Genomic DNA, 12,213 nt, shown 5'->3' on the forward strand with positions numbered 1-12,213 from the left:
CATTCGACCGGTGCCACCGCCGACCACCATCACCGCGCGGACCTTGTTGGCGTTCTTGTCCGCGTTTGTCTGCCGCGGTGTCGTGACCGATCTCCTCAAGCAGGTGCCGGCGCAGGTGCGCTCGCCGGCTGTTTCGGTTGACCTCCGATCAGACTGCCGGGCTCGACCAGGTGTCTGCCGATCCCCAGTTCGGTAGCGGGGATCCCCATTGCCAGCCCCATCAACTGGGTGAAGTAGAAGACCGGCAGTTGGTAGCTCTTCTTCAGCCTCTCCTCGATCTCGGGCTGGCGGGTATCCAGATTGGCATGGCACATCGGGCAGGCGACCGCGATGGCGTTGGCACCCACGGCCTGGGCCTCGTCGAGGAGGTCCGCGCACAGCTTGTAGACGATGTCCGTTTCGGTCAGCGTAAAGGCCGCGCCGCAGCACATCGTTTTGAAGTCCCAATCGAGAGTTCTGATGCCCGCCGCGCGCAGCACCGCGTCCATGGACATGGGGTACTCGTAACGATCGAACTGCATGACCTTGGGCGGCCGCGTCAGCAGGCACCCGTAGTAGCAGACAACCTCGAGTCGCGACAGGTCTTCAGTCGCCAGAACAGCGATCTCGGCGAGCATTGCCTCGTCCGCGAAAACCTCGAGAGGATGGCAGACCTTGACAGTGCCCTGGTACGGACGATCCACGACCCGGTTGATTTTCTCGCGCATCTCCGGTCGGGTGGCCGATTCGTGGTGGCCGGCTTTCATGCGCCGAAAGCACGAGGCGCAAGGGACCACCACCTCGCCCATCTCCATTGCCTCGACCAGGCAGAGATTGGCCACCGGCAGCGCCAGCGCCAGGAGCTCCGACACCGCGTGAGCGGAGGTCGATCCGCAGCAGATCCAGTCGTCGACCTCCTCGAGCTCGACTCCCAGCAAGGGCGAGACCGATCTCAGCGAGAGGTCGAACTCGGACCCAGTGGAGTGCAGTGAGCAGCCGGGGTAGTAGGCGTACTTCATTCCGGCCGGTCCGCCTCCCTCTCGACCTTCTTGACCCGCGAGAAGATCCTGCGGGCGCGCCTCGAGCCGGCGAAGGTCGGCAGTAGCTTGAGCTTTCCCTTTCGTAGCATCCGGCTGCCGAGCTCCATGTCTTTGAAGTAGTTGCCTGTCCGAAGCTTGAGCGACAGGACCATTCCCGCTTCCCACATCCGGCCGAAGCGTCTGATGCTGGCCAGTGCCGCCTTGTGGAAAGAGCGGACCTCACCGACCGCTGGGTTGATTCCCCTGTCGACGGCAAGGATCTTGGCGGCGTCCATGACCTTGGCGATGTCGACGTCCTGCGGGCAGCGGGTGGTGCAAGTCTCGCAGGCTGCACACAGCCAGATAGTCCTCGAGCCGAGCACGAGCTCGTCCAGTCCCAAGCGGGCGGCATGAATGAGCTGCGCCGGCGGATAGTCCATCGCGTAGGCGACCGGGCATCCGGCGGCGCATTTTCCGCACTGGTAACAGAGGTTGACGTCGACCCCCGACTCTCCCAGGATCGAATACGCGAAGCCGGAAGTCGGCGTGATGGTTTCGGCTGTCGCAGCTTGAGTCATCGATGACACCGCCCTGCGCTACCTCGAAGTGTCGCCGCTGGCGGGACTCCTGAGACCCCGCCGCGGGTCGTTGCCAACCTAGTGCGTGGTCTCGCAGAGGCGTCGCAGGTTGTCGAGCGATTGCTCGAGGCACTCCGCCTCGATCCGCTCGACCAACTCCCTGTCGGCACCCGCAAGATGCTCTGGCACGGTGAAATCGAGAGCTACAGCTACTTCGGTCTCACCGTCTTTCGGCCGGTAGAGCCAGTCCTGCTCGCCGGAGAGCATAAGAAGCCCGCAGACGGGGCCCACCTCGGCGATCTCGGCGTCACCCTCGGTCCTGGTCTTCCACCGGGCCTCCTTCTTGCTGACGTGATCGTCGAGCACCTTCTGGGTGAGCGGGAAAGGGGTGCCGACCATCAGGTACCTCGACCGGCCTGGACCGGCCTCCAGTTTTTTCTCGTCGCTGATCCCCACATACCAGTCCGACCAGTGCTTCGGATCGTGGGCCGTCGCGTAGACGGCTTCAAGCGGCGCGTGAATGTGGGTGACTCGCCTCAGATGGGACATGCTCTTGGCCTCCTCTCCTTTCGTTCGTTGCTCGCTGTTCGTTCACCGCCCGACAACCGCTCTGAGTCGCAAGGGAGATGCCACCTGCCGCCGGGCCCGGAACAATTCGTAAACTCTTGATTTATAGGGCTTTAGGTCGTAATGCTCTGTTGTGCACCAGGCGCCTCACCGTTGAATCTTTCAACAGCTTGGCTGAAATGAGGCAGACACCACGAATCCAGGACTCGCACCGGTGCCGAGATCCTCCCCACGTGGTGTCGACTTTTTCCACGGTGAGGGGCCTCTTAGCCGACCGAAACGCGCTATTCTGGGTCCTGAGGACCGGATTGGATCCGGCCCGGAGGGCGAAGAGAAAGGAGGCCTGATGCGTCGGGCGTTGAGAAGCCGTTTGATGCTTCGCCTGGGAGCGGCCTTCTGTTTGGCCGCCGTCGGCGTGCTGATTGCCGCCGGTGCCTGGAACCTCCGCCTGCAGCGCTCCCACCTCACACGGTTGGTTTTGGCCAGCGCCACCGAGCGGGCCGACGATATCTGCCGCTCGACGCGCGAGGCGATGATGCGCAACCGGCCGGGAGAGGTCGGGCGCATCATCGATACGATCGCCGCCAAGCCGACGGTCGAGCGGATCCGACTGTTGGACAAGCGGGGCCGCATTCGCAGCTCGACCGATCGGACCGAGATCGGGACCGCGGTCGACATGATCGCCGAGGAGTGCGTCTCGTGCCACCGTCCGGGCGAGGTCCTCGAGCGCCCGACGCAGGAGGATCGAGCGCGCATCTTCGAGACGGAAGACGGCAGGAGACTCCTGGCGGTCATCGCTCCGATCCGCAACGAGCCTTCCTGCGCCAGCGCTTCGTGCCATGCGCACCCGTCCACGCGCACCATCCTCGGAGTCCTGGATGTCCACCTCTCGCTCTCCGAAACCGAGGAGTTCCTCGCCGCCTCGGAGCGACAGATGCTGCTAGGGCTGTTCGGCACGGTGGCCGCCCTTTGCGTCCTGGTCGGGCTGCTGACGTGGCGAATGGTGCTGCAGCCGGTAGGCAGGCTGACCGCCGCCGCCACCAGGGTGGCAGCGGGTGAGCTCTCGACCCATATCCCGGTGCATTCCGGGGACGAGATCGGCGCCATGACGGAGGCTTGGAACACGATGATCGCCAAGCTCGGCCGCGCTCAGATTGTCCTCGAGCGCTGGAGCAAGACTCTCGAGCAGAAAGTGCAGGAGAAGACCGTCGAGCTCGAAACCGCCCACCAGCGGTTGTTACGGGTCGAAAAGATGGCCTCTCTGGGCAAGCTGGCCGCGGTCGTTGCGCACGAGATCAACAACCCACTGACCGGTATCAGCACTTACGCCCGTTTGTTGAAGCGCAGGCACTTCGCTCCGGATCGGGCCGATCCTCGACCCACGCCGCAGGATGACGAGACCGAGCGAATCCTGGGACTGATCGAAGAGGAAGCGCTCCGCTGCAGCAAGATCGTGCGCGATCTGTTGCTCTTCAGCAGGTCACCGGCCGTCTCCTTCACCCGGCAAGAGCTCGAGCCTCTGCTCCAGAGGTGTGTCATGTTGCTGCGCCACCAGGTCAACGCAAAGCGCGTGGAGCTGCAGCTGGAAGTGGAGGAGAAGCTGCCGAGCGTCACCTGCGACGGTTCTCAGATCCAACAGATGATCGTGGCGCTCACGCTGAACGCCGTCGAGGCGACGCCCGCCGACGGCAATGTGACCCTCAGCGCCCGCCACGACACTTCGACCGGCGAGGTCGTTTTGGAAGTGAGGGACACCGGCCGGGGCATTCCCGCCGAGCACTTGGACAACATCTACGAGCCGTTCTTCACCACCAAGGAGGAGGGCAGCGGTGTCGGACTCGGACTCGCGGTGGTCTACGGCATCGTGGAGCGACACCACGGTACGATCGAGGCGGTCTCGGAGCCGGGTAGAGGTACTCTGTTCACGATCCGGTTGCCGCTCCGCCAGGACCTGGGGACGGCCGGTGCGCAGCGCACCGACCCGGAGGTAGACCGATGAGGAAGGATCCGGAGCAGATCCCGAGGGGCTCGATTCTGGTGGTCGACGACGAGCCGATTGTGCTCGAGTCGCTGACCGATTGGTTCCGTGAGGACGGTTACGAGGTCGGCGCCGCCAGTAGCGCGAAGGAGGCGCTACGGTTGGCTGGGCTCGCTGACTTTGACGTCGCCTTCGTCGACATCAAAATGCCCGGCACCGACGGGCTGACGCTCCAGTCTCGCTTGGCGGCGGCCCGGCCGGATCTGCCGGTAGTTATCATGACCGCCCACGCTTCGGTCGAGTCGGCGGTCACGGCGCTCAAGGCGGGCGCCTACGATTACATCACCAAGCCGTTCAACCCCGAGGACCTCTCCCGCCTGGTGCGTCGAGCCATAGAGCACCGCGCGCTCACGAGCGAGAACGTCCGGCTCAAGGAGCGTCTTGACGCTCTCTTTGCGCCGACCGCCATCGTCGGTGACTCGCTGGCGATGCAGCGGATTCTCGATCAGATCAGCTCGATCTCCCAAGCCGACTCCACGGTCTTGATCAAGGGCGAGTCCGGCACCGGCAAAGAGCTCGTTGCTCGAGCTATTCACGCCGGTTCACCACGCCGCTACGGGCCGCTCGTGGTCGTCAACTGCGGCGCGCTGGCCGAAGGCGTTCTCGAGAGCGAGCTCTTCGGTCATGAGAAGGGCTCCTTCACCGGCGCCGACGAGCGCCGCAGCGGGAAATTCGAACTGGCGGACGGCGGCACGATCTTCCTCGACGAGATCGGTGCGGTCAGTCAACGGGTGCAGGTCGAGCTGCTTAGGGTCTTGGAGGACAAGGTGGTGACCCGCGTAGGTGGAGAAAGGCCCGTCGCCGTCGACTTCAGGGTGATCACGGCCACCAACCAGGACCTCGAGCAAATGGTGCAGCGCGGCGCCTTTCGCGAGGATCTCTATTGGCGGATCAACGTATTCACCATCGACATCCCGCCCTTGCGGCAGCGGCCCGAAGACGTTCTCCTGCTCGCTGAGCACTTTCTCGGCCATTTCGCTCGGGCGATGAACCGCCGGCCGCTGAAGCTCTCGCCGGCGGCGCTCGAGGCGGTGACCGCATACTCCTGGCCGGGCAACGTCCGTGAGCTGCAGAACGCGATCGAGCGGGCGGTCGTCGTCGCCTCGCCTCCCTCGATCGAGGTTGGAGATCTGCCGGTCAGAGTCACCGGGTCGACCGCCCGCGGAGGCTCTCTTTCCCTGAGCGAAGTCGAGAAGGAGCACATTCGCTCGGTGCTTGAAAGCTGCGAGTGGAACGTCGCCCGGGCGGCGCGCACACTGGAGGTGGACCGGGGCACGCTTTACAACAAGATCCACAAGTACGGTTTCGGTCGCCCCACCGACGCGCGGCGTTCCTAGCCTGCCCTTCTCACAGGTTCCTTGCTGCGCCGGCTGAATCCATCGCGCAAGCGACAGGTCCGTCAGGGCCCGGTCTCGGCGACCGAGAGGTCGTGCGCGACGAGATCCCAGGTTTCTTCTTCCTCGAGGGTTTTCCAGCCGGCCATCGCCGTACCCCGTACTCCCTCGCGGATGACAAAGTAGGCTCGACGAGGGGAGGTCCGCTCGCGCCAGAGCGGGTCGGTGAAGTCGGCGGGACGGCTCGAGAGATTCTGGCGCCGACCCCTGCCGTCTGCCGCCTCGCCGTGGCAGAGCGCGCAATGCTCGAGAAAGAGCTGCCGCCCGCGAAGGCGGGCATCCTGCGCCACAAGCACGCCCTCAGGTACCGTCACGCGACGATACTTCGGGGGCAGGTCTCCGTCGGTGCCTCTACAGCCCCCGAGGAACAGCAGCAGGCAAGCGGCCGTGAGCCACCGCGGCCCCATCGGTCTGAACTTTCTTCTTGACCAGGAACTCGAAGCCGAGTCGAGCCGCCTCGGCGACGACGCCGTCGATCAGATGCGGAAGGTTGGCCGCGACTCGCGGCGACAGGTTGGTGTCGAGCTCGAGAGATTCCGGGACTATCCCGCACAGAATCACCCGCTCGGGGTAGCTCTCCAGCAGTTCCAGGGCGTCGAGAAGATCGGCCACGCCGATCTGATGGCAGGAAAGCCGGTTGCGCACGGCCGGAGCCACCTCGTCGCCCTCCAGCCGCACCAGGGTACCGGCGGGGCCGTCGGCGGCGATGGCGTCGATCAGAATGACGTCGTCCGCTCCGTCGAAACACGACAGCAGGCTCAGACCCAGGGTGCCGCCGTCCAGCACGCGCGTGGTGTCCGGAATCTCGTAGCGCTCGAGAATCGAGTGTACGGCATGCACGCCGAGGCCGTCATCGGCGCAGAGCAGGTTGCCGAGCCCGAGAACGAGCAGCGAACGCTCGCTATCCGCCACGGTGCGTGTGCCTGTCGATGAATCGGTACCCGGAGTAGATCAGGTCCTCCCGCGGCACCATCTTGTGGCCGGAGAAGATCGACTCGACCGTCGCATTGGCCTCGACCTGGGACATCATCACCGCGCTGTAGATGTGGTGCACGATGAACATCCAGAGCAGCCACATGACAATGTGATGAATCCAGTGCGCGGTTTGCAGACCGCCGACAAGGGGCAGGAAGAAAGTGAAGATTCGCATCGGCGAGTCGACGTGAGCGCTGGCCGCATACATGCCCAGACCGGTGGCGATCATGACCAGATAGGCGATGAAGACGAAGGTGTAGAAGACACCCGCGAGCGGGTTGTGGCCGACAAAGCCGGGCGGCAGGCGAAGGGCGAAGAGGTAGTAGCGCAACGTCGGCAAGAGACCCTTGCGCCGGATGCGCGTCGCCGGCACGAACTTGTCCCAGTGCGAATACTTGTTGCCAATGAACATCCACAGGACTCGTGACAGCACCGACAAGGTGAAGACGATCGCCGTGTAGAAGTGGATCAGCTTGGCGGTGCCCATGATGAAGTGCTGGCTGGCCTCGCCCGGCGCGGTCAGCATCGGGTTGCCGATGTAGAGCCCGGTGATCGAGAGCACCCAGATCGAGCCCGCGATCAGCCAGTGACAGACGCGCACCGGCCACTCCCAGACGTAAACGTTGGCCAGGCCCAGATCTTCGGTCGGAGCGGCCAGGGTATGCTCGGTCATTGGACTCTCACTTTCACCAGCTCGTTGCCGTGTGGATCGAGGACATGCACGCCGCAGGCCATGCACGGATCGAAGGAATGGACCGTGCGCAGAATCTCGAGCGGCTGCTCGGGATCGGCGACCGGGTTGCCGACGATCGCGGCCTCGTACGGTCCGGGCTGGCCCATCGCGTCCCTGGGGCCGGCGTTCCAGGTCGAAGGCACGACACACTGGTAGTTGGCGATCTCGCCGTCGACGATGTGAACCCAGTGGCCGAGGGCGCCGCGCGGGGCTTCGTGGAAGCCGGCGCCCGTGCAGTCCTTGGGCCAGCTCTTGGGGTCCCATTTCGAGTTGTCGTGGATGCGCAGGTCCCCGCGCCCCATGTTGTCGGCGAGCTCGTCGAGCCAGCCCTCTAGCTTCTCGGCCAGAACCAGGGTTTCGATGCCGCGGGCGGCCACCCGGCCCAGAGTCGAGAACAGGGCTTCAGGTCCCACGCCCAGTTGCCCCAGTGCATAGCCGACCAGCTCTTGGACCCGAGGATGACCCGAGGCATAGGCGACCAGCATCCGGGACAGGGGACCGACCTCCATCGGCTGGTCCTCGTAGCGCGGCGACTTGAGCCAGCTGTACTTACCGTTGGTGTCGAGCCGCTCGTAGGGCGGCTCGGGGCCGGTGTAGTTGGGCCGGGTCTCGCCTTGCGACGGCGGCAGACCTTGATCGTCCCCGCCCGCGTAGTCGAACCAAGAGTGCGTCACGTACTCGGTGATCTTGGCGGGATCGAGCGCTTCGACCGTTCCGAGATCGCGATTGCGGATGACTCCCGGCGGCAGGTAGAGCGGGGCGTTGTCGCCGTCGGTCTCAGGATACTCACCATAGACGAGGTAGTTGCCGACGCCGGCGCCGTAGCCGGCCCAGTCCTTGTAGAACGAGGCGACCGCGAGCAGGTCCGGGATATAGACCTGCTCGACGAAGGTCTTCGCCTGCTGGATCAGCTTGCGCATGGCCGAGATAGACGTCATGTTGAGGGACGCCTGCTTGTCGGGGTCGACCGGGGTCGCCATGCCACCGACCAGGAAGCTTTGGAGATGGGGGTTCTTGCCCCCCAGGATGGCGTGGATCTTTATGAACTCTCGCTGCCAGTCCAGCGCCTCGAGATAGTGGGCGACGGCGAGCAGGTTGGCCTCCGGCGGCAGACGGTAGGCCGAATGCCCCCAATAGGCGTTGCCGAATGGGCCGAGCTGACCTCGTTCAACGAACGCGGCGACACGATCCTTGATCGAGGTGAAGTAAGTCTTGCTCGACAGCGGCCAGGGGGAGATTGACTGAGCGAGGTTGGCGGTGGCCGCCGGGTCGGCCGACAGCGCAGAAACGATGTCGACCCAGTCCAGGGCGTGCAGGTGGTAGAAGTGGACGACGTGATCCTGGACCATCTGGGAGGCCATGATCAGGTTGCGCAGGATTCGGGCATTCGGTGGCGGCTCGGCCCCGATCGCGTCTTCGACCGCCCGGATCGAGGTGATCGCATGCACAGTGGTGCAGACCCCGCAGATCCGCTGGGTGAAGGCCCACGCGTCGCGCGGATCGTGGCCCTTGAGGATGATCTCGACGCCGCGGAACATGGTCGACGACGACCAGGCATCGCTGACCTTGCCGTCGTCGACCTCCGCTTCGATGCGCAGGTGGCCTTCGATTCGGGTTACCGGATCCACAACGACGTGAGTCATGCCTGGTCTCCTTCCTTGCCCTCTTTAATCGCCTTCTTGACAGGCTCCGCACTGTCGGCCGGTGGCTGGTACACCTGCTGGTGCTCGAGCTCCTTGTGCTTCCAGCGTTTGCCGAGCTGGACGAAACCGTGGGCGGCGAAGGCGGCCGCCACGCCGGCGGTGGCCCACATGCCGACCTTGTCGACCTTGGAGTGCTTGCCGAAGCCGGGGAAGCCCGCCAGGTGGGTGTAGAAGGGTGTCATCTTGTCCCAGAAGTCGGGCTCGGCGCAGCCGATGCAGGGGTGGCCGCAGCCGATCGGCCAGTTAGTGCCCTCGTTCCAGCCGACATTGGGGCAGTTCTGGTAGGTCACCGGGCCCTTGCAGCCCATCTTGTAGAGGCAGTAACCAGTGCGATGTCCCTCGTCGCCCCAGGCTTCGACGTACTGGCCGCCGTCGTAGTGGGCGCGCCGCTCGCAGTTGTCGTGGATCGATTTGCCGTAGGCGAACAGCGGCCGACGGTAGCGGTCGAGCGGTGGGAAGCGGTTAAAGGTCAGGTAGTAGACGACGGTTCCAACTAGGTTCTCGGCGTTGGCAGGGCAGGCGGGCAGATTGATCAGGTTTTTGACGCCCGGTACCGCATCGGCCACCGACAGCGCCCCGGTCGGGTTGGGTGCCGCCGCCGGTAGGCCGCCGAACGCGGCGCAGGTGCCGATGGCGATGGTTGCGGCGGCGTTGCCGCAGACCTCGCGCGCGATGTCGATCGCGGCACGGCCTCCGATCGTGCAGTAGGCGCCGTTGGCTCCGGTCGGAATCGAGCCTTCCACCACAGCGATGTAGCCGCCCGGCTTTTCGGCCACGACCTTGGCCAGAGCCTCCTCGGCTTGGTGCCCGGCGGCCGCCATGATGGTCTCGTGGTAGTCGACCGAGAGAGTGTCCAGGACAATGTCGGCGACCGTGGGCCGGCCGGCCCGGAGGAACGACTCCGTGTTCCCGGCGCAGTCCTGGAACTCGAGCCAGACCAAGGTGGGTTTCTCCTTGGTTTCAATGGCCTCGGCGATCTTCGCTCCTGCCACCTTGGGCAGGGCGAGCACGGTTGTCATGACGCCGCAAAAGCCGAGGAAGTCTCTTCGCGAGACACCTCGCCTCTGCAACTCTTCGAGAAACCAGTCGCGGGCTTCGGGCATGCCTGCACCTCCAGGAGAATCGGGGTTGCGAAAGGACGTCGAAATGCTCCACGAGGCAGGGCGATGGCGCAAGAACTCAACAGGCGGTCTGTCCAGACACGCCTGGACAGGCGGGGACCCACCCTTCTGGGTAGGTTCAGAGTCCCAGCTGGATCGCCAAGCCGCACAAAGCGATGACGAGCCCGGCGCTGGCGTGGGCCCAGCGTTGCCAGGAGCCGTCGGGGAGCCGGGCGGCGCCGAGCCGGCCGGCGAGGACCACCGAGGTCATCGTGATCAGCGTCGCGACCGCGAAGGCCGCTGCGACGACGGCGATGCCGGTCCAGTCACGAATCGAGGAGGGAATCATCAGCAGTGGAATCAGCGGCTCGCAGGGTCCCAGCACGAAGATCAGGAACAGCGCCCACGGCGTCATGCGGCGGATCGGTCCCGGGCGGCCTTCGGAGGTCGACTCGTGGACGTGGGCATGCGCGGCGACGTGGGTGTGCTGGTGAGTGTGGAGGGTGCCGTCGGCGTGGCTGTGCCAGTGGCTGTGCGGTCGAGCGCGTTGCGCCTGGCGTAGGCCCCAGGCCAGGTAGGCCAAGCCGAATCCGAGCAGCAGCCAGCCGGCGAGCGCTCCCCTCAGAGCCTCGACTCGTTCGAAGCCACCGAGAGTCCAGCCCAGCGCAATGCCGAGCGAACCCAGCAGAATCGAGCCCGCCACGTGACCCGCGCCGCAGGCGAGGGTCACGCCCGCGGTTCGCGCAGCGGACCACTGTCGAGCCCGCGCCAGGGTGATGAAGGGAAGGTAGTGATCCGGACCGACCAGGGCGTGCACGAAGCCGACGGAGGCCGCCGTCGCACCGAGAAAAAGCAGCTCCTCGGACACGGCGATCACCTATCCGGCCGCCGCCTTGGTGGAGACGCCGGCGCCGGTGACAGCCTTCCGCTGAGCCTCGAGCCAGGTGAGCCAATCGTCCATGCCTTCACCGGTCTTTGCCGAGACCGGAATCATGGCGGCGGTCGGCATCGTACGGGCCAGGCCGTCCTCGATCACCGAGACGTCGACCTCGAGATGGGGCAGGAGGTCGGTCTTGGTGAGCAGGACGAGGTCGGCCTTGCGGAACATCACCGGGTACTTGAGGGGCTTATCTTCGCCCTCGGTGACTGCCAGGGCGACCACATTGACCGCTTGCCCGAGATCGTAGACCGCGGGGCAAACCAGGTTGCCGACGTTTTCGATGACCAGGAGATCCAGATCTCGCCAGTCGAGGTCGTGAAGGGACTTGTGCACCAGCTCGGCGTCCAGATGACACGACGATCCGGTCGTGATCGAGAGGGACGGAATGCCCGCGGCCTTTAGGCGATCGGCGTCACGGCTCGTGGCGAGGTCGCCGCTGATCGCTCCCAGGCGGACCTTTCCAGACCATGCCGCGGCCGTTGCCTCGAGCAGTGCCGTCTTGCCCGATCCGGGCGAGCCCATGAGGTTGATCGCCAGAACGCCGGCGCCGGCGAAATGCTCCCTGTTGTGTGCGGCAACGCGATCGTTGCCCGCCAGAATGCTCTCTTGGATCTCGATGGGTACCAGCTCGGGATCACCGCAGCCGCAGGTCTCGCACATTACGCAGCCTCCATTTCGATTCTCTGGAGAACGATCTCGTCGCCGCTCAGAAGTCGAGCGGGTTGCTTGCAGTCGGGGCACTGCAATCGGGCGCCCGCCTCGAGTAACTCGCGACAGGTAGGGCAGCTCCATTCCGCGGGCACGACTTCGATCTCGAGCTCGGCGCGAGCACAGATCGACCGATCGCGGAAAACCTCGAAAGCCGTCCGCAGAAGATCCACTTCAATACCCGAAAGCTCGCCGATCTTGAGCTCGATCCTGTCGACCGAGACCGCGCCGTGCTTGCGGGCTTCAGTCTCGACCTGGGACATGAGCGCCTGGACGATGGAGTACTCGTGCATGGAAACCACCAATTGGCTCAGTCCGATTAGATCAGAACCCAGCCGATTCTGTTGCGCGCCCACAGGCTTCGGCCAGCACTCTTGAGGTGGCGAAGCGTGCACGTGCAGGTGGGACGCTGGGCTACCTGCAGGGACGGGCACCGTGGGGACTCTCGGTTGTCCGGGGCCGATTCGAGAGCGATCGGC

13 protein-coding genes are annotated in these 12,213 nt (G+C 64.9%); 2 read left to right on the plus strand and 11 right to left on the minus strand.

Features of this window, described 5'->3' with window-relative positions; all coding sequences use genetic code 11:
• Positions 1–95: 95 nt before the first annotated feature.
• The 3 genes from GY769_24475 to GY769_24485 all read right to left on the minus strand — a co-directional run bounded on the left by GY769_24475 (position 96) and on the right by GY769_24485 (position 2,125).
• Complete coding sequence (locus GY769_24475) at positions 96–998, minus strand: heterodisulfide reductase subunit B (GenBank protein MCP4205077.1); 903 nt, start codon at positions 996–998, stop codon at positions 96–98.
• Positions 995–1,576 (minus strand): heterodisulfide reductase subunit C, encoded by a 582-nt coding sequence (locus GY769_24480; protein MCP4205078.1) that lies wholly within the window; start codon positions 1,574–1,576, stop codon positions 995–997. Before GY769_24480 ends, GY769_24475 begins: the two co-directional genes overlap by 4 nt.
• 78 nt (positions 1,577–1,654) lie before the next feature.
• Entirely contained in the window at positions 1,655–2,125 is a 471-nt protein-coding gene (locus GY769_24485; GenBank protein ID MCP4205079.1) for an SRPBCC family protein, read from the minus strand.
• Between the two features lie 391 nt (positions 2,126–2,516).
• Between GY769_24485 and GY769_24490 the strand changes: the two genes are divergently transcribed.
• A complete protein-coding gene (locus GY769_24490; GenBank protein MCP4205080.1) occupies positions 2,517–4,142 on the plus strand; it encodes a HAMP domain-containing protein in 1,626 nt (541 codons plus the stop codon).
• The gene (locus GY769_24495; GenBank protein ID MCP4205081.1) at positions 4,139–5,518 is read left to right on the plus strand and encodes a sigma-54-dependent Fis family transcriptional regulator; all 1,380 of its coding nucleotides are present in this window, start codon (positions 4,139–4,141) and stop codon (positions 5,516–5,518) included. The genes GY769_24490 and GY769_24495 overlap by 4 nt, the downstream gene beginning before the upstream one ends.
• 62 nt (positions 5,519–5,580) lie before the next feature.
• Here the strand turns inward: GY769_24495 and GY769_24500 are convergent, their stop codons facing one another.
• The 8 genes from GY769_24500 to hypA all read right to left on the minus strand — a co-directional run bounded on the left by GY769_24500 (position 5,581) and on the right by hypA (position 12,027).
• Positions 5,581–5,889, minus strand: coding sequence for a cytochrome c (locus tag GY769_24500; protein ID MCP4205082.1), 309 nt, complete (start codon positions 5,887–5,889; stop codon positions 5,581–5,583).
• A gap of 37 nt (positions 5,890–5,926) precedes the next feature.
• Complete coding sequence (locus GY769_24505) at positions 5,927–6,487, minus strand: hydrogenase maturation protease (protein MCP4205083.1); 561 nt, start codon at positions 6,485–6,487, stop codon at positions 5,927–5,929.
• On the minus strand, positions 6,477–7,223 hold the full coding sequence (gene cybH / locus GY769_24510) for a Ni/Fe-hydrogenase, b-type cytochrome subunit (GenBank protein ID MCP4205084.1): 747 nt from the start codon (positions 7,221–7,223) through the stop codon (positions 6,477–6,479). The genes GY769_24505 and cybH overlap by 11 nt, the downstream gene beginning before the upstream one ends.
• On the minus strand, positions 7,220–8,926 hold the full coding sequence (locus GY769_24515; protein MCP4205085.1) for a nickel-dependent hydrogenase large subunit: 1,707 nt from the start codon (positions 8,924–8,926) through the stop codon (positions 7,220–7,222). Before GY769_24515 ends, cybH begins: the two co-directional genes overlap by 4 nt.
• Positions 8,923–10,089 (minus strand): hydrogenase small subunit, encoded by a 1,167-nt coding sequence (locus GY769_24520; protein MCP4205086.1) that lies wholly within the window; start codon positions 10,087–10,089, stop codon positions 8,923–8,925. The genes GY769_24515 and GY769_24520 overlap by 4 nt, the downstream gene beginning before the upstream one ends.
• Positions 10,090–10,225: 136 nt before the next feature.
• Positions 10,226–10,963, minus strand: a complete 738-nt coding sequence (locus tag GY769_24525) for a hypothetical protein (GenBank protein ID MCP4205087.1) — start codon at positions 10,961–10,963, stop codon at positions 10,226–10,228.
• Positions 10,964–11,686: a hydrogenase nickel incorporation protein HypB gene (hypB, locus tag GY769_24530; protein MCP4205088.1), complete on the minus strand. Its 723-nt coding sequence runs from the start codon at positions 11,684–11,686 to the stop codon at positions 10,964–10,966.
• Complete coding sequence (gene hypA / locus GY769_24535; GenBank protein ID MCP4205089.1) at positions 11,686–12,027, minus strand: hydrogenase maturation nickel metallochaperone HypA; 342 nt, start codon at positions 12,025–12,027, stop codon at positions 11,686–11,688. Before hypA ends, hypB begins: the two co-directional genes overlap by 1 nt.
• Between the last annotated feature and the right edge of the window lie 186 nt (positions 12,028–12,213).

The organism is bacterium (assembly GCA_024224155.1).
GTDB lineage: Bacteria > Acidobacteriota > Thermoanaerobaculia > Multivoradales > JAHEKO01 > CALZIK01.